Below are 22720 nucleotides of genomic sequence, written 5' to 3'. Positions count from 1 at the left end.
AGCCAAAGACATCAAGGTGTTATGGTATAATAAGGAAGTACGGAGGTAAATCATATGAAAAAAGAACTCAGAAGAGATCCAAACAACAAAATTATTGCCGGTGTTTGTTCTGGTATCGCTAAATATCTTGACATTGACCCTGTCATTGTTCGCCTTATTTGGGCTGCAGCGATCTTCTTATTTGGAACAGGTTTTCTTTTCTACATCATTTGCTGGATTATTATCCCAGAAGAAAGCAAGTGGTAAGCTATAATTGAATATACAAAAAGTGATACAGACCTAAATTTCTTACCATTTAGGTCCATATCACTTTCTTTTTTTATTTTCTCAAGCGGAGAATTAAATAGCTGACGTTAACTAGGAGTAAAACACTCCAAAGAATAAGAAAAGGAATATTTCCTCGGACAGCATTGTGCCAAATACCTAGGGCGTATAAGGCCATAAAGACTAGTGAGCCTAGAACTGCTGTTCCTTTATTGTTTTGTGGTTGTTTAGACATATGAACCTCCTTTGTTTGCTTTTTCTGAACCGGTTTAAAGCCATAAACCAGAGCAAGAAAAAGTCTAGCTTGGCGTTTGACATCATTTGCCAAAGATCTATGAGACTGGGCATAGATGCCTTTTGGATTGTAGAAAGATTTATCAAACTGTTCAGGTACTTGCTGTCCCCAACGTTTTTTCAATTTGTTGGGTGAACGAAAGCCTCTGGTCATCCGATTACGAAAATCAGGGTCATGTGGTTGGACCGGCTCCACATCCAGTTGCCAGTGGCGCTTGAAATTACCATAGTTGAAACTAGCACCATTAACCACCCCACTCTCAGTCACCTGCTCCGCATCGACCTCATTGAGGAAATTTCCCTGACTATCCAGAATAAACTCTACACGATTATAGAGGAGAATCTTGAGATTAACACTAGGAATCCCATCTGGATAAATCCCCTTGCCATCACAGAAAGAAATCTTTTGGTGCAGACGCCCCTGATCAAACATGGTGAAAGGTTTCCATCTGAGATAGACAGCTAAAGCTTCTTTGTCTGTCATCCCTGTTTTTTTATAATGTGTCCTCACATACTGGGCCTGTTGACTAGAAATCAGGTAACGTAACTGATGGATTTGTCGCTCAATAGAGAATTTTTTAGATAAGCTGTCCTCAGGAAAAGCCAAATCTACTAACCTGACAACATCCTTCCAGAAAGCATCATGAGGCGCCAAGTCAGGGTCAAAATAGGATAATAAACGCTGAGTTTCCTCTATCTCCCCAGATAGATCCTCTGGCATCTCTATATAAGCAAGCAATAACTTCAGCACCTGCAGTGGCTGGTATTCCTTTTGCCATTCCTTCCATAAGCTATAAAAGGCTTTTGAGCCTATGAGCATCTCATCTCTCCTCAATAACATAAGTTAGTTTAATCAGTGGTCCCCTTTATGAAGTCCTCTATCTTAGCAACTACCTCTTTGGTCTGATAGTGATAAAGATAATGTGGGGCATCATAAAAAGTCAGTTCGATATTTTTCTGGTCCTTTGCAAATCTGGCCGCATAATTTCGCCACTCCTCCTTGCTAAAACTCGTGCCTTCTCCATTAGAAACCAAAAGTAAGGTGGGGATTTGTGAATCTATCTTAGCATCAATCTTTTTAGCATTTTCCTTAACAGATAGGCTCTCATTTAACATAGCTTGTGACAGTATTTGACGATAAGCTATTCGTTGATAGAGGCGTCGATCACTACTACTTAGATTTTCATTAGGCACATATAAGCGACTCGGTATATACCTTAAAAGACCTAATTGACTTCCCAAACGAGCCATACGTAAAATCTGGGAATGCATTCTCAATTGTGAATAACTCTCTGGTAGAGCCCAATCTAAGCCAATGATAGCTTTTATTTCACTTGGGTATTTTTCTTGCCACAAAAGCGTTTCTAAGGAGGCCATCGAATGAGAAAGAATAATATAAGGACCTGATACTTGTGCCTTGGCTAGGGCTTGACGTGTCTCAGAAAGAACCTCAGACACATCTCTGGACTTAGATGTGTCCTCACTATAACCATAGCCAGCTCTCTCTACAACGACTATCTTATACTGCTTAGAGAGCCCATCATACAAGTCTTTAAAATCTAGAATGGGAGAGGCCGTTCCAGCACCAGATAGAAAAACTAAGGTTTGTGGACCATTTCCCTTCACAAAGACGCTCATGTCATGGCCATTAACAGACACCATTTGCCCCATAGGGTTGAGAGAGGCCTTTTCTCTTTGCAAGGCTAATCTATGATAGATAAAGCTAGCCAGTAACAAGACTAGAACTGCTCCCATCAGAAATAAAAGTCTTTTCATAAAAACATGCATGGTTTATCCTACTAAAAAGTCAGTTAGCTTAGCTAACCGACCCTTTTTTTATTCGGCATCTGGGCGTGATTTGCGAGCGATATCAGCAAGGATATTTTCTACAAATTCTGACATAGCTTCTGTATGTGTTTGTTTTTGTCCATAACGACGAACGTTAACAGTTCCGTCTTCCATTTCCTTATCACCAACAATCAATTGATAAGGGATTTTTTGTGTTTGAGACGCACGAATCTTGTATTGCATTTTCTCGTTACGCTCATCCACTTCAACACGGATACCACGGTCACGAAGTTGTTTAGCAACTTCCCAAGCATAATCTGTGTGGGCTTCATTTGAAACTGGGATAACAGTTACTTGTTGAGGTGCCAACCAAGTTGGGAAGGCTCCTTTATAGTTTTCAATAAGGATAGCTGTAAAGCGTTCCATTGTTGAGATAACCCCACGGTGAATCATAACTGGACGGTGTTCTTCTCCATCAGCTCCGATGTATTTAAGGTCAAAACGTTCTGGAAGCAAGAAGTCCAATTGGATTGTAGAAAGTGTTTCTTCATTACCAAGGGCAGTCTTCACTTGGATATCAAGTTTTGGACCGTAGAAGGCAGCTTCACCTTCTGCTTCAAAGTAGTCAAGTTCCATGTCATCCATGGCTGATTTCAACATGCTTTGAGCATTTTCCCACATTTCGTCATTGTCAAAATATTTGTGAGTATCTTTAGGGTCACGGTATGACAAACGGAAACGATAGTCAGTCAAGTTGAAATCTTCGTAAACATCGATAATCAATTGAAGCGTACGTTGGAACTCATCTTTGATTTGTTCAGGTGTTACGAAAGTATGACCATCATTAAGTGACATTTCACGTACACGTTGAAGTCCTGTAAGGGCACCAGATTTTTCATAACGGTGCATCATACCAATTTCAGCGATACGGATTGGCAATTCACGGTAAGAGTGGACATGGTGTTTGTAAACTTCGATGTGGTGAGGACAGTTCATTGGACGAAGGACAAAGGCTTCACCATCTCCCATATCCATTGTTGGGAACATATCTTCACGGTAGTGATCCCAGTGACCTGAAGTTTTATAAAGTTCAACTGAAGCAATTGGTGGAGTGTAGACGTGTTGGTAACCTGCTGCTACTTCCTTGTCCACGATGTAGCGTTCCAAGACACGACGGATTGTCGCACCGTTTGGCAACCAGAATGGAAGACCTTGACCAACCTCTTGAGAAATCATGAACAAATCAAGTTCTTTACCAAGTTTACGGTGGTCACGTTCTTTAGCTTCTTCAAGGCGTTTAAGGTAAGCCTTGAGATCTTTTTTATCGAACCAAGCTGTACCATAAATACGTTGCATCATAGCATTATCGCTATTTCCACGCCAGTAGGCACCTGCAACATTCAAAAGGTGGAAAACTTGGATACGACCAGTTGATGGCACGTGTGGGCCACGGCAAAGGTCAACGTATTCACCTTGACGATAGATTGTCAAACCACCTTCGTCTTCTGAGTGTTCTTCAATCAATTCCAATTTATATGGGTCATTTTTGAAGATTTCACGCGCCTCGTCTTTAGTCACTTCTTCACGGATTGATGGGAAGTTTTCTTTAACGATTTTTTTCATTTCTTCTTCGATACGAGGAAGATCTTCGTTAGAAATTTGACCAGCTTCATTGTCAGTATCGTAGTAGAAACCATCTTCGATAGCTGGACCAACACCCAAGTGGATGTCTGGGAAGAGGCGACGAGCTGCTTGTGCAAACAAGTGAGCCGCTGAGTGACGCAAAATTGGAAGGGCATCTTCGTGATCAGGTGTCACGATTTCGATGCTTCCATCTTCAGTGATAGCACGTATAGTATCAATCAATTTACCGTTGAATTTACCAGCAAGAGCTTTCTTAGCCAAAGAGTTGCTGATAGATTGTGCAATTTCAAAAGTTGTAACGCCAGATTCGAATTCACGAACAGCGCCATCTGGGAAAGTAATGTTAATCATAATTAAGATGTCAGAGCCCTAAAGGAAGAGCCCTTTCGTCCTTTCTATTTAATGTTTTTGTTGTAATAATTTGTTTCTAGGATGCTTTGCAATTCTGTCTTATGCCAACCAGCACCAATCATCATCTTGTTGATATTAAATTCTAACTCCCTACCATCAGTTAGGATGAAGCAAAGTTTGTAACCAATAAACAAACGTTTCTTAAACTGATATGACTTAATCATCTCTTCAGGCAGTGTAGCGATAATCTCCCCTAATTTTCCTAAAGGTGTAATAGAAATAATGAAAATCTCTGTTTCTGTAAAAACAATTAGGAAATAGGCATTGGCTGTTCCACCAAGTCTTTGGGTAGCATAGATAGCGTGCATAGTCTCAGCAAGACTAGCATCCACACCGTGGTCAATCAAGTAGGCCTTGATAGCTTCATATTTGAACCCCATAAATTCTCCTTCAACTAAAAAGATAGTGCCACTTCATTCTAAACAGTCCTTTTTGTAATCAATAGAGAGAATATTTAGTCACAAAGTAAAGCTTTTCTATCTATACTAGACATTCTAAAAATTTCAAAGTATCCCGAACAACATAAAAAGCGACATCCTCAAAAGGACGTCGCAACGTGGTTCCACCTTAGTTCGTGTACGACAAAAAATGAGTTTGCCCTACACCTCTGATTGGCTCTAACGTGGCCACCGTTTTATGTTTGCATAAAAAGTTAATCGAGTAGTCCCAATCATGTCCTCTGCGTGATTCCCAGCGACACACGCTCTCTGAAAGATTTCCCATGACTGATATGTCTCTATGCGTTATTATAGCATGAAACTGTAATTTTTCAAGCTAATTATCTCTTTTATTAATCAATTCTAAGATTTTATCTGACTAGGAAAATCTGATAGCTTTCCTAATCCAAAAGTTTCGTGATATTTTTGATTTTCTTGACCTGTTTAGCAGAGCCTTTGATGATACGAACCGAGCCGTTAACAGGCAAGGTAATGGCCTTGGTTGGCAAGTAAGTCACCATACGCGTCAAGCGTTTCATGGTACTATCTTCACCATTCAAATCATTGTGGAAATCCTTAGAAATCGTGAGGTCCAAGTAATACTCATAGACACGTTTTCCAAAGTTTTCGGCAGAAATTTCATAGAGCTTGTCGGCCCACTTAGTCTCGTCTTTTTCTGGCGTTGCAATGGATGCTTCCAAAATGGCCCCAGCTAAATCATTATCATGATAATAAAGCGTTCCAAACATCTGGTCCGTAATCACATTATCCAAATAAGGATTTCCATGAGCAATAATCGGAGTACCGCTAGCCAAGGCTTCCAGATAGGTCAAGCCCTGAGTCTCACTGGTTGATGCCGAGATGAAGAAATCAGCAGCCTTATAGTAAAGAGCTGTTTCGCCAGGTGCAATCATACCTGTGAAAACCACCTTATCCAGAATACCAAGTTTCTTGGCTTGGGACTTCAGGTCTGGTAGGTAAGGGCCATCGCCAGCAACAACTAACCGAACCTTATCGTCTTCCTCTAAAACCGAAGGTAGAGCCGCCAGAACTGCTTGGATATTTTTCTCATAAGAGACACGAGACAAGCTCAACAACATGGTTTCATCCGAAGCAATACCAAGCTTGGCTCTCAAGTCCGCTACATCTTCTTCGGTAATCTCTGGACGCTGGAATTTTTCAAGTTCAATCCCCGTTGGAATGACCCGTTTTTCAGCAGCAATCTTGTACTTGAGTAAAAGGTCATAAACAATCTCGCTCGGACAGATAACCCCATCCAGATCGCTCATAAAGCCACGAACAATGTACTTAACCATACTTGGACGGATGACCATACCTTTGGCAATATAGCGGACATAGTCTTCATACTGAGTATGATAGGTATGCACAACAGGAATCCTGAGTTCACGCGCAATGGCAATTCCTAGCAGACCTAATGAAAACTCTGTCTGCGTATGAATAATATCAAGCTTGTATTGTTTTGCAATCTCTAGTGCCTTGGAAAAACCTCGATAAGCCACACGACGGTCCTTAAAAGCAAAGAAAGGCACACTCGGAATACGGACAATCTGCCAGTCTTCATAGCGGTCAACATCTCTATCAGTCGTGGTAAAGATAAAGACTGTATGCCCCATTTTTTCCAACTGCGTCTTCAGTGTGCGAATACTGGTCGCAACACCTGATACCTGTGGAAAATAGGTATCTGTAAACAATCCGATACGCATTTAAATCTCCAATACTTCTTTGTAGGCTTCAACAAGTTTTTGGGCGACATCATCAATCGAGCGACTTTCCGCAACCTTGTAACCTTCTTCACGTTTGTCCACTTTACCATCGATAATATCTTGCAAGGCTACTACAAATTCGTCCACGTTATGCCCAAATGAGGCAGAGTTGTCATCAACCCAGCCCTCATAAACAGGAATATCACGCAAAACCACATGTTGGTGACTGGCAAAGGCCTCTAGCACTACGATTCCTTCAGTTTCCTCGTAGGACGGAAAAAAGAAGGCGTTAGCACCACTCATAGCTCCCTGGAAGACGGCTCCCTTGAAGTAACCTGGGAAGCTGACATTATCAGGATGCTTACCATTGACAATGTCTCGAATCTTCTTAGGAATCAGCCATTTGCTGATACTCCCTAACCAAATGAAACGAACATGAGGCATCTTTTCGGCAACCTTGACGAAATCTTCAATTCCCTTGCGTTGGAAATAAAGACCCGCACAAATAACCACTGGCTGTCCTTCCTCGATACCAAAGTAGTCTCGGAAAACTTCTTCCTTACGTGTATCCTTACCGTATTTTTTCAGATCAATCCCATTTGAAACAGCAATGATTGGTGTAGTAACTCCGTAAGACTGAATCAATTTTTTGGAATACTCAGATGGCGTAATCACGTAATCGGCCTTTTGATACATGTGGGCCAAATATTTCCCAAAAAGTGGGGCCAAAAGGTTAGAACCGATGAATGAATTCTCAAAGTCTTCACGTGTCGAATGACCATGCATGATGACCTTCTTGCCACGGCGTTTTGCAGTATGCAACAACATCAAGCTACGTGGACCATAAGTATTAATATGAACGACATCGTAATCACCCAAGATGTCCGTTGTATAGGGAATCCCCGCCAAGTCCAAGGCATGCATCTGATGGTGGAGAGCCCGTCCGATTCCTGATTTTTCAAGAACCGATTTTCCTTCAAGATAAAGTAGAACTTTCATACTCTTCATTATAGCTTAATTTAGTAGAAATTTCATCCTGCAGTTGGCTTTATCTTGATTTCTCATTTAATGAGATAGGCATTCCAACACTAAAAAAGATCGAGCATTCTCGATCTTTTAGGTCATCATCTTAAACGTCTTTACGGCGACGATGGCTATATGCTACACCCATGACTGCTGCCATTTCTGCTGCCACACCGAGGGCAAGCAAGGCAGTATCGTTAGCTTGACCAGTCTCTGGAAGTTGAGGTCCTGATTTCTCAGAGGATTGAACTGGCTTAGCTGGTTTTGGCGTCACCGGTGGAGTAGGCGGTGTTGGTGGTGTTGGCGGAACCACTGGTGGTGTCGGTGGGACACTTGGTGGTGTCGGTGGTGTTGGCGGTGTAGGAGGTTTTGGAGGAATGTAACTATTGTTAAATTCTGTATCCAAAGGAAGGAGAACTGCTGCTACAAGCAGATTTTCCTTTTCACCCACAGTCTTGGTAACAGTCACCTGGAATTTAGCTACCATGTTATCATAAACCACATCGGCTTCATTGCCCTTGACTTCTTCAACAGTGTAGTAGTAAACACCTGGTTTGTCATAGACAATGTTTTCAAAACTAATGTTTCCTTGTGCATTATTGGTCACTGTTTGGATAACATTACCCTTGTCGTCCTTAAGAACGAAGCTAAATTCACCATCCTTGAGGTTACGGCCCGTAAGAACCTTGGTCAATTCGAATTTGGCCTTGGCTGGTTGCACTTCTTTAACATAGTTATTAAAGACAGTGTCTTTTGGATTAGCGACCGTTGATACCAAAGCATCACCATCTCGGGTCACTGTAATCCAGACAGTCGCTTTCATACCATCATAGATGATATCTTCGTTAGTTCCCTTAACTTCTTCAACAGTATAAGTGTAAGTTCCTGCCTTATCAAAGTGAAGTTCACTAAAGGCAACACGACCATCAGCTGTATTACCAACAGTTTCGACAATATGGCCTGCACTATCTTTGAGGACAAATTGGAACTCATTAGCAGTCAAAGTTTGGTTAACACCTGCTTTAGTCAATTCCTTACTGAACTGAATAGCAGCTTTAGCTGGAGTCACAAACTTGTTGTTAAAGATGGTGTCTTTTGGATTAACTACGGTTGAAACAAGAGCATCACCATCACGTGTTACCGTGATAGAAACAGCAGCTTTCATCGTATCATAGACAATTGCATCATCCTTACCTGCAAGTTCTTCAACAGTGTAGTTGTAGGTACCAACCTTGTTAAAGGTCAACTCACTAAAGGCAACCTGACCGTCAGCTGTATTTCCAACAGTCTCAAGGACTTTTCCAAAACGGTCTTTAAGGACAAATTGGAATTGATCTGCTTTTAGATCTTGCTTAACACCTGCCTTGGTCAATTCCTTACCAAATGCAATTTTGGCCTTGGCTGGTGTTACTAATTTATTGTTAAAGATAACGTCTTCTGGATAGGCAACCTTGGCAACCAATTTAACTTGGTTATCTACAGTTTCACGAACAACCTGAATAGTGATATTGGCTTCGAGCTTGTCGTATACCACATCTTCGTCATTGCCCGGAACCTCAGTCACACGATAATGATAGACGCCTGGCTTGCTAAGTGAGAGAGCTGAAAAGACAATTTTACCCTTGGCATCATTAGTGGTTTCCCCTAAGTCAACAGGATTGGCACTATCCGTCACATCAACCAGTTTAAAGGTGAATTCTTTGTCCTTGAGGTCTCTGCCTGCCAAGTCCTTCTCAAGTTCAAGATTGAAATGAGCGAGATTATCCCCGATGGCATCTCCACGACCGCCAACTAAGCGAATGGTTGACTTGTAAGAATCAGAAACAACATCCGCATGAAGCTTAATACGGTTGACAGGGTTGGTTGATTCTTCAACAGGTTTTGTCAAACGGGTTTGATACCAAACATAAACCATGCGGTCCAACTGATTGAGTTTAAGCTCAAAATGGGTGTCGTCATAAGAGAAACTCTTAATCAGGTCCATAGCTGATCCCTTGTCAATCCAAGGATTTGCTGAATCAATGTAGCGGAGTTGCAAAGAACCGTCCACAAATCGTTGATTGTCAGACCAAGTGTCAATCAATCTCAAGTTGTTAAGAACACGACGTGAGTAGTTAAGACGCATCTGCCAATTCAAAAGCGTCGGATCATTCTTGTCTTGACTACCCCACTTAGAAATAACCTCTTGACCTGGAGGAGGTGACTGCACTTTACCCACTGAAACATGAATGATACGTCCCTCAAAATCAAGAGTAAGATGTTCCCCTTCATCTACTTCTTCAGAATAAAGGGTATCCAACTCCAAACTCATGAGCTTATTGTTGGGATGTGTTTGGAAATAGTTATTAAAGGTCGTTGTGACACGATTCTTCTCAGGATCAATTTGAGCCAGACCTACAATTTGATTGTCTGGATTATAGACATTAATATCGTATCTAGTACGGAAACGCAACTGCTCAGGCAAATTAAAAATGACCTGATCCCCTTCATTGATGGTCATATCATCGGGGAAAGGAATATTGTGGTAGATTACCTTGCTAGTCGCGTACTTGCTATTTCCATTTGGAAATTCCATTTCCACATCAGGATTTTGAACATTAATTTCAGTTCCTGTCTTAGTCACCTTGACATCCGCTGGAATTGGACGACTTAGATTGGTAACCTTAAGTCCGAAATTATCAGATGAAGTGGAACTACTATTACTTGCTGCAGCAAGTTCGCTAGCACTAGCTTCTCGTGTTTCACTAACAGTTACAGGTTTCTCACTAAGAGTTTCACTAGTCTTATCTTGCGATGAACTAGTTTGTTCAGAACTTGCAACCGTTTGCTCTTGACGCGCAACTTCACTAGAAATAGCAGTCACTGAGATAGCACTTGTACTTTCTGCCTGAACAGTAGGTTCAGCTGTCACTTCTTGACTTGAGACGCTAGCGCTTGTCCTTTGGCCCCCACCATCAGACTCACTGGCTTCCTCAAGTACACTCGTAGCTGGCTGTCCCGTAGGCTCTTCAGCTTGTTCTGCATTAGCGGTACTTACACCAAAAACTGCAGACGAAAGTAAGACCGAAGCAACGCCCACCGTAAACTTACGGATGGAGAAACGCTGCCTCGAATCACCGAATCGGTTATTCATGATTCTATCCTCCCATTTTTACAAATCTTAACATTTTTGTAACCCTTTTCATTCTGAATTATACACTATTTTCAGAACTTTGCAAGATAATTATTTACCCCTTTAGAGGTTTTGTAAAGCTTTCTAAGATATCAATAGATAGTGAAATTTTCAAACCCTTATATTATAAGCTTTCTATCGGAGTCTCTCTTTTAATATTGTTTTTCTTTCTCATTTTATTGACATAATTTTAATTAAATTTCCGTCTGAAAAATGCTAAAATTCAGATTTTTTCTTTAAAAAATGAGAAGGTTTTCTTATCTAAAAGCAGAAAAAAACTGCCATTCTTAAATGAATAGCAGTTGTCTTTAAATTAATTAAGAAAATGAGCATAAGCACTCATTTAATGTATTTTAGGCAAGTTCTTTGAGAAACTCAACCAAGATAGCAGCTGATTGTTTTCCCGCCTGAATAATGAATTCATCAAAGGTAATGTTAGCATCATGAGCAGCTGTATCACTCATGGCACGTACAACGATGAAAGGCTTTTTGACACTGTGTGCGGCTTGAGCAATAGCTGCTCCCTCCATCTCTACAGCCAAGACTTCTGGAAAATGCCCCTTAATAGCATCAATCTTGTCTTGACCCGCAATGAAGCTATCACCCGTAGCGATAAGCCCAATCTTAGAATCAATGGAAGCCTGAGCCAAGACCTTTTCGAAAGTCTCTACGAAGGTAGAGTCACTTTCAAAGTAAAGTGGCTGCATAGACATTTGCCCATAATCATAGCCAAAGGCTGTCAAATCAACATCGTGATAGGCTAATTTTGACGCCACAACCACATCTCCAATTTTAAGTCCAGGTGCTACTGCTCCAGCAGAACCAGTGTTAATGAGGGCATCAACGCCAAAATGGTCTGCCAAGACAGCCACAGACATGGCTGACATAACCTTACCAACACCTGATTGCACCAAAACAACATCATGTTTTCCTAAGCGTCCTGTGTAGTAGGTATCGCCAAGAACAGTTTCTTCAACCTTATTTTCCAATTGCTCCACTAGAAGCACTAACTCCTGCTCCATGGCAGCGATAATTCCGATTTTCATATAGTTCCTTTTCAGCTTGTAATCTTTCCTGAATCAGTAGCTAGGGCTATCTGACTCATAGAGTTCTTAGAAATAAAAGACAGCAATGAAGAGAATAATCAAGAGGACCACAACCCAAAAGAGGATGCGATTAAGCTTGTGTTGAAATTGATTGCGTTTAGCATTCTCAATTCGACGGCTCTTGTAGGCCGAAGGCTGGTAATCAGCCTCATAATCCTCATCGTAGAACTCTTGATCATAGTCCTCATAATAAGGTTGTTCCTCTAAATCGATTTCCCCACGCTTAGCCTGCTCAATGACATCGTCAGTCAAAAGTGGCTTACTCATAACTTATTTTCCTCCAAAATGAAGTGCATAGTATTGGAGTGCGATGATAGTTTTGGCGTCCTGGATAGCCCCTGAAGCTACGAGTTCCATACACTCCTCATAAGTCAACTCATAGATTTCAAGAAACTCATCTTCGTCAAGTGGGCGTGGATTTTCAACAGGCTTGAGGTTTGTAGCCACATAGAGCTTGATTTTTTCATTACAGAAACCAATGGCTGTGTAAAACTCATGAATCAATTTAAGTTCACCCTTATACTGAGTCTCCTCTTCAAGTTCACGCGCTGCTGCAGCCATCTCTTCACCAACCTCACCAACTTCCAGTTTACCCGCAGGAATCTCGTAGGAAACCGCCTCAATAGCCTTGCGGTATTGTTTGACGATAATGATTTTTCCTTCTGGGGTAACCGCTAAAACAGCTACTGCTCCCTTGTGGAAGATGAGCTCACGACCAGCCGTCTTACCGTCTGGCAAGAGGACCTCGTCTACTGCAACTTCAAAAATATGTCCCTTAAATTTTGACTCACGTTTGAGTGTTTTTTCTTCAAACTCCATGAATTGACTCCTTTAATCTATGACCCCAATCTAAATCATCTCTCAAATAGAAGTAAGACTTAGATAGGCTTAAGCCTACTTATGTTGGCTTGGGTGATGAGGCTTTTTAGTAGCGTAGCCTTCTTTATTGACCTGACGGCCACGTCCAATGGCTACGCTGTCCGCTGGAACATTCTCTGTAATGGTTGAACCAGCTGCTGTAAGTGCATTGTCCCCGATTTCAAGCGGTGCAATCAAGGTTGAATTGCTTCCGATAAAGACGTTGTTAGCAATTTGAGTTTTGAATTTATGTTGACCATCATAGTTAACGGTAATTGTTCCAGCACCAAAGTTAACGTCAGAACCAACTTCCGCATTACCAATGTAAGTCAAGTGACCAGCCTTGGTATTTTCACCGATAGTAGACCCCTTAACCTCAACGAAGTTACCGATATGAACATCTTTTTTGAGGGTTGAATCTGGACGAACATGGGCAAATGGACCAACGGTAACACCTTCTTCAACCATTGAGTGCTCAATCATAGAGTTAGTGATAACCGTTTTGGAACCGATAGTTGAATCAACAATATAAGTACCATTAGTAAGCACTGACTCTGCACCGACTTTAGTTTGCCCTTTAAGCGTAACATTGGCTTCAATGACAACGTCTGGCTCAATTTCCACATCCACATCGATATAAGTAGCGTTTGGATTTTGGAAAGTAACACCATTAACCATGTGAGCTTGGTTGATGCGACGACGCATAACATCTTCTGCCGTAGCCAAGGCAACACGGTCGTTAACCCCGAGACTTTCTTCAAAGTCACGAAGAGTGAAGGCACCTACTTTTTCACCATTCTCACGGAAAATAGAAATAACATCAGTCAAATAGTATTCCCCTTGAGCGTTGTTAGTGTTGATATTTTTAAGTGCTTCGAAGAGACGTTTATTGTCAAAGACATAAGTCCCTGTATTGATTTCTTTGACCTGTTGTTCGAATTCGTTGGCATCTTTTTGCTCAACAATCTTAGTCACTTCGCCATTTTCGTTACGGATAATACGACCATAACCAAATGGATTGTCTGCAGTTGCAGTCAAGATAGTGGCAACATTTTTGTGATTAACATGGAAATCAATAAGGTTTTTAAGGCTTTCACCAGTAATCAAAGGCGTGTCACCGGCGATAACAAGCGTTTGCCCTTCAAGTCCAGCCAACTCTTCTTCAGCCATCATTACTGCGTGACCAGTCCCCAACTGCTCAGTTTGCATAGTGAAGGCAGATTGACCATCCAAAACCTCACGAACAAGTTCAGCCTTGTGACCAATAACAGTAACGTTTTTAGCTGGTTCGATAGCTGAAACTGCACGGAAGACGTGCTCAAGCATAGTGATGCCCGAAACCTTGTGCAATACTTTTGGAAGATCTGATTTCATGCGAGTTCCTTTACCCGCAGCAAGGATAATAGCGTAATTACTCATTTTCTTTTTCCTTCTTAATATTTTTTTGTGATGATTTCTTTCGTGACGGTCTTAGCCTTGAGCCCCAAATCTCAGGGCCTCCACCTCCCACTGGGATAGCCTACGAAAGAAAGGGGCCTTGAAAACATAGTCTCTCATTTCTTAGAAAATATGTCCTCATAACTGACGTTTTTTAGGGCCTCTGATTATCTATAATCGCCCTATTATACCATAAATGAAAAGGTTTTGGCAGAATGAAAGGTAATGAAAAAGAGCTGACGCTCTTTTTCTAAGAATAGTTATCCTATAACCATTCTTTGTATTTCTTAATATAGATATGCTTCACAAAGGTAACACTAAGCATATACAAAGTAATGATGATAAACAAGAGAATGAAATAGAGACCGTTTAGATGGCTGAGTTTTAAGAGACTAGCCAATGGACTGTATGGAAGAGAAGTCACAAAGAAAGCAGCAAATAAGGTTGTCACAACAACTGATAGTGCTGGGTGACTTTGAATAAATGGTAGTTTTGGTGAACGTAACATGTGGATAACCATGGTTTGAGACCACATAGATTCGATAAACCAACCTGTTTGGAAAATAATGATAAAGGCTGCTGCTTCTGGTGAACCATGAACATAGCCATGCCCCAAAATCATTGGCACAATGATGAAATAGAGCAAGATATATGTCAAAATATCAAATACGGACGAAATAGGTCCTATCCAAGCCATGAAACGCATGATTGATTTGGCTTCCCAGATATGTGGCTCTTTAAGAAATTCCTTGTCCACATTGTCAAATGGAAGGGCGATACAAGAGATATCATAGACAAGATTTAGGACAATCAAATGCACAGGTGCCATTGGTAGGAATGGTAAGAAAATGCTGGCAAAGAGGAGAGAAAAGATATTCCCGAAATTTGAAGAAACGGTCATCTTGATATATTTGGTCATATTAGCATAGACCTTCCGTCCTTCAACCAAACCTTTTTCCAAGACCATTAAATCCTTATCAAGCAAGATAACATCTGCAGTTTCTTTGGCGATATCAACAGCTGTATCCACAGAAATCCCCACATCTGACACCTTCATGGATGGGGCATCGTTGATACCATCACCCATATAGCCTACCTTATGCCCATTTTCCTTAAGGCTTAGGATAATTCGTGCCTTTTGGTCTGGGGATAACTTAGCAAAGACTGTTGTCGTTTCCACAGCCTTAGCCAAATCTTGATCTGACATGGTATCAAGATCACTTCCAAGTAGAATGTGCGTCACATCTAGACCAACTTTTTCACAGACAGCCTGTGTCACCTTATCATTGTCTCCAGTCAAAATTTTTGTGGTCACACCATATTCCGCCAAAGCCTTGATAGCAGGTGCTGCTGATGGTTTTGGTGGGTCAAGGAAGGCAAGATATCCCGTCAAAATCATATCACTTTCATCTTCAACACTAAAGACGTCATTTTCATTAAGTTGTGATTTGTAGCTAACACCGAGAACACGCAAACCTTGTTCATTCAACTGTGCAACTTCCGCAAGGACTTCCTCACGAACATCGTCAGTCAATGGGATAATGTCTCCCTTGTATTCCACATAGTTAGAAACAGAGAGCATTTCTTCAAGGGCACCTTTTGTCACCATGCTAACAAATCCATCAGTGTCTTGAACAATGACACTCATGCGACGACGTTCAAAATCAAAAGGTAGCTCATCAATCTTGTGGAAGGTCTGGTCAAGGTCACGAACGATGTCATGTTTCTTAGCTTCTCTTTCAGTTCGGCTAATAATGGCACGGTCCATAAGATTTTTTAAGCCAGTTTGGAAATAAGAATTAAGATAGGCTCTCCGAAGTACTGATAGGTCAAGGTCACCATGGATATCAAGAGGGTACTCAAGAACGATTTCATCCTGAGTCAGGGTTCCTGTCTTATCCGTACAAAGGATGTCGATAGCCCCTAGGTCTTGAATAGCATTAAGCTTTTTGATGACCACCTTTTCCTTGGCCATAATGATAGAACCCTTGGCAAGACTGGCTGTGATAATCATCGGCAACATTTCTGGGGTCAAACCGACTCCCACACTAAGGGCAAAGACGCCGGCTTCAAGCCAGTCCCCATCTGTTAAACCGTTAATCACAAAAACAACAGGAACCATAACCAACATGAGTCGAATCAAGAGCCAAGAAATGGAATTCATCTCACGTTCAAATGAAGTTGGTTCGTCATAAGTATTGATGGTCTGCTCAATTGCTCCCATCATGGTTTCATCACCAACAACTAAAACCAAGGCTGTTGCACGACCAGAGATAACATTAGTTCCCATGAAAGCAAGGCTCTCACTTTCAAGCAGGCTCTCTAGATTTTGACCATCTGCTTTAGCCAGACAAGCTTTTTCCACAGCATCGCTTTCACCTGTCAAGCCAGACTGTTGAACAAAGAAATCACGAGAATCTAGTAAGACCACATCAGCCGGAATCATATCTCCCGCACTTAGTTTGACCACATCTCCAACCACAATTTCATCAATTGGGATTTCTTGCTCACTGCCATCTCGAAGTACTGTTGCTGTATTGACAATCATGCGAGACAAATTACTGGCAGCCTTGTCGCTACGAAGTTCTTGAATAAAACGGATACCACCAGATATCAAAACTAGAGTGACAATGATGATAGAAGTCGTTGGGTCTTCTTCACCCGGTTTAGCAAGCCAGACATTGGTGATAAAGGAAACCAGAGCAATGACTAAGAGAATAACAGTAAAGGGATTGATGATAGATTCATAAATCTTTTTGATGAAAGAATCCTCTTGTCCTTTGGTTATGACATTTTCCCCATAAAGGTCACGGTTTTCTTCTACTTGGTCTTCCTTCAAGCCATCCAAATGAGTCTTGTAGCGAGTAAGGGTTGTTTCAAGTGGCTCTTGAAGAGCAGCAATAAGTCTTTCTTTATTTGTTGACATTGGAATCTCCTTATTTAATCAGGAGCCAATCACTTATGGAGTCCCTAAGACACTAATCAGCGATTGACTGGTTAGGTGCGGTTCGGGGTGATCGTCGATTAGTCTCATAGGTTTCTCCTTTCATTTTTTTACATAGTGGGTGGACCTCAGACAAAAGAAAAGAGTCCTACCCATATACAGGTAAGACTCTATAAACTCGAGGTTGATTTTTTAATAGATTCTGTCAAAAAATGGACCGTTCAAGCTTTAGCTCCGCAAGGCGATGAAATGAGCTTAGTCTTGACCTTGGCGATCAGGACTGTTGACCAACGAGTAGTGTCTCCACTGCTGTGCGGTAGTCATCCGTATCCTTGTGGTAGCCTCACCTACCGTATTTCACTGAAAATAATACTCCTAAGGCGGTAACTTGTCAAGGGGAAAAGTTACTTTTTGCTTGAGTGGGTAATAAAAAAAGAGCTTCCGCTCTTTTTTGTAAGATATTCTTTTGTAAAATGGATTTTTTTAGACTTTCCTTAAGTGAGTGCGGACGTCAGCGAACTTCTTCGAAGCTCCATGACTAATTTTTGAGCCCCTTCACTTTTTAATTTCTAGTCTCAGGCTAAAACAGTTCCCCAAACTGTTTTACTCTCAAAAATTCCGAGTTCTAGAAATACAAGTATGTCTAGAACTTTTCTCACAGCGGAAAGTCTCGTTAAGTGCTCGCTAGAAACAAATCAAATCAAGAATGTTATTATTTATCCTTGACCGGTGTTAAAATGATGTCTCCATAATATCATCGCCTAGAGAAATTGTTTTATCATCTTTAAAAATTAAAAAAGAGCACTTGGCTCTTTCCTACTTTCTTTGCTTGATATATGTCCCTTGTAGCTTACCGTGTAGAATGTAATCCACAGATTTGAGCTCATCAACAGTTCGACAATCAAGGGCACACATGATGAGACGAAGGTCATCTTTCCAGCCATTAACAATAGCCACAACCTTATCCACAGGGTAGCGTTCTACCAATTCAAGGACTGTTCGTGAGAGGCCAACGCCTTTTGCTCCTAAGACCAGACATTTAACCATATCGAGTGGATTGCGCACTCCGCCAGAGGCTAGGATTTCCACAGTATCACGAAGGTCTTGGGCTTGCAGGAGGGTCTGAACGGTGCTTTGTCCCCAGTCATTGAGGTAATCACGGTTACCGCCTCTACTATTTTCAATATAGGCAAAGCTAGTTCCACCACGACCTGAGATATCCACAGTCTTAATGCCTTGAGACATGGCATAACGAATGGTTTCCACATCCATACCAAAGCCGACCTCCTTGAGTACAAGAGGAACCTCTATTTTCTGTGCATAAGCCGCCACATTTTCCTTCCAAGTGTGGAAAATACGCTCTCCCTCAGGCATGAGAAGCTCCTGCATAAGATTAACATGGAGCTGTAAAAAGACTGGTTTTATAGCTTCCACCGTCTTAATGCCCAGGTCCACAGACTTATCCACACCGATATTAGTCGCTAGGTCTAAGTCTGGAAACTCTTGGCGATAGTCAAAGGATTCTGGTGCTTCCCCCTTTAGAGCAGCACTGTAGGAACCTGTCACCATGAGAATACCTGTTCGACTGGCCACCTCAGCTAGTTTTCGATTAACAGCCCCACCCTTGGCAGAACCACCTGTCATGGCATTAATATAAAAAGGAAAGTCCCAATCTCGTCCCGCAAAATGTGTGGACAAGTCAATCTGATCTAAATCATAAGTCGGTAGAGACTTGTGGATAAGTTCCATATCGTCAAAACTATTGTAGGGCGACTGGTACTTGAGGGCATAACGGATGTGATCGTCTTTACGATTTGTCATAGGTTATTTCTTTACTTTCTTGCGTGATAATGTCTACTTAGCTGACCCCTAAACCTCATACAAAAGCTCTATACCTTCCTGCTGCCAGCGATCAACTAGGCTATCTCGGCTAGCTTCGTCAAAGGCAAAGGCAATACCACAGTCGCCACCACCTGCTCCAGAAGACTTAGCAATAGCATCTAGGCCTTGCTCAGCTTCTTTGAGTTTTTTCAGCTTGGCCACATAAATATCTGGACTAAGTGATTCCAACTGGTCACTGACAGTTTGAAGGCTGCTCTTAAGTAAATTCTTATTTCCTGTTTCCAGTGCCTTGAGGGCATCTTGGACGGCAACTTCTGTTTCACTTAGATACGTACTTGATATACGAGATTTGGCCATTTTAACCATGTCTTTTGAGATAGCAGCTTGCTTGGTCCACCCCACCAAAAAGTGAGCTTGGAGAACTAGCACTATAGGACTGATACGATAGCCCCAGTCTTTTTCCAAAAGCTCTGTTAGAGTTATTTGATCTATAAGCTCTGCTATTTTTGCACGGTCAAAGGAACGATAGGAAATCAGATCCTCGTATACGATACAAGCTAAATCTCCCATAGAACCATTATCTCCCTGCTTGAGAAGGGTGTAGCTAGCTAGCTTAAAGAGAATGTCTTTAGATAAGTCTTTCTGAAGGGCTGCTGCCAAGGCCTTGAGGGTCAATACCACAACAGAACCCGAAGAACCGATACCAAATTTAACCCCATCTCGTTCCAACTTTCCAGTGATGGAAAGGTCCAGAGCGGGTAACTTCTCACCACAAAAGGCCTCAAAAGTATTCAAGGCCTCTTGAATGAGGGCGTAATTTGCGTCTGGCTCACGACTAACACTATAGTCAAACATGTCTGAGGACAACTGGGTAGTTTGTGCTTCCTTGACCTCTGCTGACATGAAAATGGGAATAAATTGGATTAGGGCTGTCTGCCCAGCTGTTAAGACTGAGTATTCTCCAGCAATGTAGAGTTTCCCACCTGTTTTTACTGTGACCTGATTGACCGACTGCTTAGGCATCTGGCAACTCCTTGGTGCGTGAAACAATGACCTGATAGTCCTTACGGAAGTGGTCTGCTAGGCGGTCTAGGTCTTCTTCCAGACAGAGCACCTTAACATTTGGTCCTGCATCCATAGTAAAGTAACACTGCTCACCAGAGGCACGGAGGACCTTAACCTTGTCCATAGCCTGATAAGAGGCTTCCGTTAGATATGAAAATGGTGGGTTAGCCGTACTTGTTGTTTGGTGCATACGAAGAGCATTAGCTTCAGTGAGCTCACCGACTGCTTGGAAATCATTAGCCTTGAGGTAGTCTAACATATCCTTGTAATCCTGCTCAGACTGTTTAATCCACTCTGGGAAAGAGGTCGATGTTTCGGTGCACAATTTCATACCGTCCCGGCTTGATACGGGTTTCTTTTGATCTGTCAAAACCAGCATAATCATGACCAATTTAAGGTCTGTTTCAACCGGGTAAACCTCACCACTATCCTTGTCCCAGGCTGCCAATGGTCCAAAGAAGGACCGTGATGACGAACCTGAAGCAAACTTGGCAATTTGAGCTAATTCAGACTGCGTTTTTCCGACTTGGAAGAGCTCGTTAGCTGCTTTAACTAGGGCAGAAAGTCCTGAGGAACTTGAGGATAGACCCGCTGCTGTTGGCATGTTGTTCCAAGTTTCAATCTTGACATGTTGGTTTGGATTAGTACGGAAGAGATCTAAAACCTTGCTGGCCTTGGTTGTTTCTTTTTCCCCTTGGAGCTCATCATCGATATACATGACATCACCAGTCGCATCCTCAGGCAGAAAAGATAACTTGGTTTCCGTATACATATTTTCCAAAGTCAGTGAGATACTACTGGTTGAAGGAATCATACGCTCCGCATCTGCCTTACCCCAGTATTTGACAATAGCAATATTTGCGTACGATTTGACGCTTACAGGCTTTCTATCCACGTGTTTACGGCTCCTTTTTCTTGAAGTTTTTTAGCAATCGTTCGGGCTTGGTCTTTAGTTCTTGTCAGGGCAATAATACAGCCACCAAGTCCTCCGCCTGACATCTTGGCTCCCAGTGCACCTTGCTCCAGAGCAGTTGCTACTAGAAGATCCGACAAGTCACAAGATACCCCTAAAGATTTAAGGTGATTATGGGCTTGAGACATGAGCTGACCAAGAAGCTTTTGATCCTTGGCTTTGAGAGCTAGTTCTGCCTTCTGACTTAATTCACCCAGTTGGTTGAGATCTGACAAGGCATCTAAACCAATGGCCTCAACCTTTTCCACGGCCTCACGGGTATTTCCATGGATACCCGTATCAGCAATGACCAGATAGGCACCTAAATTGACCTCGATTTCCTTGAAACCGATATTCCGCGTAAAGCTAATGGCTTTGTCACTCAAGCAGGTCTTTGCATCTAAACCACTAGGTTTACTATGGGCAATGGTCTCCGCCTGATGGACCAGCATTTCCAGGGTCTCCTGGCTAAGCTCCTGATCAAAATAATCAAAAACCGCTCGAATTGCCGCAATGGCTACAGCCGCAGACGACCCCATGCCACGCTTTTCAGGGACACTAGACTTAATAGCATAGCTGATAGGCTGATTCTTGATTTCCAGATAATTAAGCGCTGAAAAAATCGCTGTCGTCAAGGGATCTTGAGCCTTGAGCGTCAAAGGAGTCTCAGCCGCCTGAATCTGACAGACAACCTCAATATCCTTAAGAGGGAGGGCAAGGGCAGGATGACCATAAACGACCGAGTGCTCCCCCATCAAAATAATCTTACTGTGAGCCTTGCCCACTCCTACTTTCTTAGTCATAAATTACACACACTCACAGACCAGTTGGCATACGAGTATCTTTCTATGTTGTTCATACAGATTCTAGTGGTGACTCAAGGTCTATCATGGATTCAAAGGAGACAAAGAGCACCAATCTAAAGAATTTTCTTATAGCACTTCTATCTTATCATCAAAGCGCAAAAAAAGCGACATCTAACCTAGAGTGTCGCTTTGCATTAGAGATATGATCTTATTTTGATATTTCTATCTTAAACTAGTACAATACCAATGAGGTTTTAAAATGATTGATGTCGAAAAACTAATTAAACAGAACTCCGAACTAATGGCACTATTAAAGATTATCCACTCTTTCCAACTAAATGACTGTTGGCTTTGTGCTGGAACTATACGCAATTATATTTGGGACTACTTAAGTACCGGAAATACATCTTCAAATATCAATTTATCTGATATCGATGTCATTTTCTTTGATAAAAATATATCATATGAACGAACTGTTGAAATAGAGAATCAGATAAAGAGAAGACATCCTGAATACAATTGGGAAATAAAAAATCAGTATTATATGAATATACATAGTCCTAATACTGAAAAGTATATCAGCTCTACAGATGCTGTTTCAAAATTTCCCGAAAAATGTACTGCTATAGCTGCTAGACTAAATGACAATCAGGAACTAGAGGTATTTATTCCTTTTGGAACAGACGATTTGATTAACTTCAGAGTATCACCCACACCGCATTACTTTTCAGATAAAGAACGACAAACGGTCTATAACGAGAGAGTAAAGAAGAAAAATTGGAATACAATATGGCCCAACATTTCTATAGAATTTATCAAATAGATTAAACTATTATTTGAGATCTACTTTCTTCAAGACTTTCCGCTGTGAGAAAAGTTCCTGGAACTATTAAGTTTCAGGAACTCGGAATTTTTGAGACCTTAGGCTCAAAAATTAGTCATGGAACTTCGAA

At 41.6% G+C, this 22720-nt stretch carries 18 protein-coding genes and 1 riboswitch; of the genes, 2 read left to right on the top strand and 16 right to left on the bottom strand.

What is annotated here, in order from left to right:
* The first annotated feature begins 54 nt into the window (after window positions 1-54).
* Window positions 55-246, top strand: coding sequence for a PspC domain-containing protein (locus LG375_RS09605; RefSeq protein ID WP_080611489.1), 192 nt, complete (start codon window positions 55-57; stop codon window positions 244-246).
* A 73-nt stretch (window positions 247-319) separates the two neighbouring features.
* Here LG375_RS09605 and LG375_RS09600 read toward each other — a convergent pair whose 3' ends face one another.
* The 16 genes from LG375_RS09600 to mvk all read right to left on the bottom strand — a co-directional run bounded on the left by LG375_RS09600 (window position 320) and on the right by mvk (window position 21764).
* Window positions 320-1378 carry a DUF3114 domain-containing protein gene (locus LG375_RS09600; protein ID WP_225745716.1) on the bottom strand — a complete coding sequence of 353 codons (1059 nt, stop codon included), beginning with the start codon at window positions 1376-1378 and terminating at the stop codon, window positions 320-322.
* A gap of 29 nt (window positions 1379-1407) precedes the next feature.
* Window positions 1408-2346 carry an alpha/beta fold hydrolase gene (locus LG375_RS09595; protein ID WP_225745715.1) on the bottom strand — a complete coding sequence of 313 codons (939 nt, stop codon included), beginning with the start codon at window positions 2344-2346 and terminating at the stop codon, window positions 1408-1410.
* Window positions 2347-2394: 48 nt separating this feature from the next.
* Entirely contained in the window at window positions 2395-4341 is a 1947-nt protein-coding gene (gene thrS, locus LG375_RS09590; protein ID WP_225745714.1) for a threonine--tRNA ligase, read from the bottom strand.
* Between the two features lie 44 nt (window positions 4342-4385).
* Entirely contained in the window at window positions 4386-4781 is a 396-nt protein-coding gene (locus LG375_RS09585) for a hypothetical protein (RefSeq protein ID WP_060971315.1), read from the bottom strand.
* 458 nt (window positions 4782-5239) lie between these two features.
* Entirely contained in the window at window positions 5240-6562 is a 1323-nt protein-coding gene (locus LG375_RS09580; protein ID WP_225745713.1) for a glycosyltransferase family 4 protein, read from the bottom strand.
* Window positions 6563-7561, bottom strand: coding sequence for a glycosyltransferase family 4 protein (locus LG375_RS09575; RefSeq protein ID WP_225745712.1), 999 nt, complete (start codon window positions 7559-7561; stop codon window positions 6563-6565).
* Between the two features lie 130 nt (window positions 7562-7691).
* Window positions 7692-10718: a Spy0128 family protein gene (locus LG375_RS09570; protein WP_225745711.1), complete on the bottom strand. Its 3027-nt coding sequence runs from the start codon at window positions 10716-10718 to the stop codon at window positions 7692-7694.
* A gap of 392 nt (window positions 10719-11110) precedes the next feature.
* Entirely contained in the window at window positions 11111-11803 is a 693-nt protein-coding gene (locus tag LG375_RS09565; RefSeq protein WP_064524886.1) for a 5'-methylthioadenosine/adenosylhomocysteine nucleosidase, read from the bottom strand.
* 66 nt (window positions 11804-11869) lie between these two features.
* On the bottom strand, window positions 11870-12130 hold the full coding sequence (macP, locus tag LG375_RS09560) for a cell wall synthase accessory phosphoprotein MacP (RefSeq protein ID WP_037601533.1): 261 nt from the start codon (window positions 12128-12130) through the stop codon (window positions 11870-11872).
* Between the two features lie 3 nt (window positions 12131-12133).
* Window positions 12134-12682 carry an NUDIX domain-containing protein gene (locus tag LG375_RS09555; RefSeq protein ID WP_064524884.1) on the bottom strand — a complete coding sequence of 183 codons (549 nt, stop codon included), beginning with the start codon at window positions 12680-12682 and terminating at the stop codon, window positions 12134-12136.
* 75 nt (window positions 12683-12757) lie between these two features.
* Entirely contained in the window at window positions 12758-14140 is a 1383-nt protein-coding gene (glmU, locus tag LG375_RS09550; RefSeq protein WP_064524882.1) for a bifunctional UDP-N-acetylglucosamine diphosphorylase/glucosamine-1-phosphate N-acetyltransferase GlmU, read from the bottom strand.
* Window positions 14141-14423: 283 nt separating this feature from the next.
* Complete coding sequence (gene mgtA, locus LG375_RS09545) at window positions 14424-17084, bottom strand: magnesium-translocating P-type ATPase (protein ID WP_225745710.1); 2661 nt, start codon at window positions 17082-17084, stop codon at window positions 14424-14426.
* Window positions 17085-17308: 224 nt separating this feature from the next.
* Window positions 17309-17464, bottom strand: a riboswitch (M-box (ykoK) riboswitch).
* Window positions 17465-17918: 454 nt separating this feature from the next.
* The gene (gene fni / locus LG375_RS09540; RefSeq protein ID WP_225745709.1) at window positions 17919-18923 is read right to left on the bottom strand and encodes a type 2 isopentenyl-diphosphate Delta-isomerase; all 1005 of its coding nucleotides are present in this window, start codon (window positions 18921-18923) and stop codon (window positions 17919-17921) included.
* A gap of 48 nt (window positions 18924-18971) precedes the next feature.
* Complete coding sequence (locus LG375_RS09535; protein WP_013990963.1) at window positions 18972-19967, bottom strand: phosphomevalonate kinase; 996 nt, start codon at window positions 19965-19967, stop codon at window positions 18972-18974.
* Window positions 19960-20904 carry a diphosphomevalonate decarboxylase gene (gene mvaD / locus LG375_RS09530; RefSeq protein WP_225745708.1) on the bottom strand — a complete coding sequence of 315 codons (945 nt, stop codon included), beginning with the start codon at window positions 20902-20904 and terminating at the stop codon, window positions 19960-19962. The genes LG375_RS09535 and mvaD overlap by 8 nt, the downstream gene beginning before the upstream one ends.
* The gene (gene mvk, locus LG375_RS09525; RefSeq protein WP_225745707.1) at window positions 20886-21764 is read right to left on the bottom strand and encodes a mevalonate kinase; all 879 of its coding nucleotides are present in this window, start codon (window positions 21762-21764) and stop codon (window positions 20886-20888) included. The genes mvaD and mvk overlap by 19 nt, the downstream gene beginning before the upstream one ends.
* A 262-nt stretch (window positions 21765-22026) precedes the next feature.
* On the opposite strand from mvk, the gene LG375_RS09520 reads away from it, so the two are divergent.
* Window positions 22027-22590 carry a nucleotidyltransferase family protein gene (locus LG375_RS09520; protein WP_013990966.1) on the top strand — a complete coding sequence of 188 codons (564 nt, stop codon included), beginning with the start codon at window positions 22027-22029 and terminating at the stop codon, window positions 22588-22590.
* The last annotated feature ends 130 nt before the right edge of the window (window positions 22591-22720 follow it).

It is taken from the genome of Streptococcus sp. Marseille-Q3604 (assembly GCF_916619785.1).
Classification (GTDB): Bacteria; Bacillota; Bacilli; order Lactobacillales; family Streptococcaceae; genus Streptococcus.
The sequence above is the reverse complement of the archived record's forward strand: the minus strand, read 5'-3'. Positions and strand labels throughout refer to the sequence as shown.

What these genes read in the sequence shown, in the direction of transcription:
- LG375_RS09595 (WP_225745715.1), bottom strand. Translation starts at nt 2,346, where the DNA reads ATGCATGTTTTTATGAAAAGACTTTTATTTCTGATGGGAGCAGTTCTA.
- LG375_RS09555 (WP_064524884.1), bottom strand. Translation starts at nt 12,682, where the DNA reads ATGGAGTTTGAAGAAAAAACACTCAAACGTGAGTCAAAATTTAAGGGA.
- LG375_RS09580 (WP_225745713.1), bottom strand. Translation starts at nt 6,562, where the DNA reads ATGCGTATCGGATTGTTTACAGATACCTATTTTCCACAGGTATCAGGT.
- thrS (WP_225745714.1), bottom strand. Translation starts at nt 4,341, where the DNA reads ATGATTAACATTACTTTCCCAGATGGCGCTGTTCGTGAATTCGAATCT.
- LG375_RS09570 (WP_225745711.1), bottom strand. Translation starts at nt 10,718, where the DNA reads ATGAATAACCGATTCGGTGATTCGAGGCAGCGTTTCTCCATCCGTAAG.
- LG375_RS09520 (WP_013990966.1), top strand. Translation starts at nt 22,027, where the DNA reads ATGATTGATGTCGAAAAACTAATTAAACAGAACTCCGAACTAATGGCA.
- LG375_RS09600 (WP_225745716.1), bottom strand. Translation starts at nt 1,378, where the DNA reads ATGCTCATAGGCTCAAAAGCCTTTTATAGCTTATGGAAGGAATGGCAA.
- LG375_RS09535 (WP_013990963.1), bottom strand. Translation starts at nt 19,967, where the DNA reads ATGCCTAAGCAGTCGGTCAATCAGGTCACAGTAAAAACAGGTGGGAAA.
- LG375_RS09605 (WP_080611489.1), top strand. Translation starts at nt 55, where the DNA reads ATGAAAAAAGAACTCAGAAGAGATCCAAACAACAAAATTATTGCCGGT.
- LG375_RS09585 (WP_060971315.1), bottom strand. Translation starts at nt 4,781, where the DNA reads ATGGGGTTCAAATATGAAGCTATCAAGGCCTACTTGATTGACCACGGT.
- LG375_RS09565 (WP_064524886.1), bottom strand. Translation starts at nt 11,803, where the DNA reads ATGAAAATCGGAATTATCGCTGCCATGGAGCAGGAGTTAGTGCTTCTA.
- glmU (WP_064524882.1), bottom strand. Translation starts at nt 14,140, where the DNA reads ATGAGTAATTACGCTATTATCCTTGCTGCGGGTAAAGGAACTCGCATG.
- mvk (WP_225745707.1), bottom strand. Translation starts at nt 21,764, where the DNA reads ATGACTAAGAAAGTAGGAGTGGGCAAGGCTCACAGTAAGATTATTTTG.
- macP (WP_037601533.1), bottom strand. Translation starts at nt 12,130, where the DNA reads ATGAGTAAGCCACTTTTGACTGACGATGTCATTGAGCAGGCTAAGCGT.
- mgtA (WP_225745710.1), bottom strand. Translation starts at nt 17,084, where the DNA reads ATGTCAACAAATAAAGAAAGACTTATTGCTGCTCTTCAAGAGCCACTT.
- fni (WP_225745709.1), bottom strand. Translation starts at nt 18,923, where the DNA reads ATGACAAATCGTAAAGACGATCACATCCGTTATGCCCTCAAGTACCAG.
- LG375_RS09575 (WP_225745712.1), bottom strand. Translation starts at nt 7,561, where the DNA reads ATGAAAGTTCTACTTTATCTTGAAGGAAAATCGGTTCTTGAAAAATCA.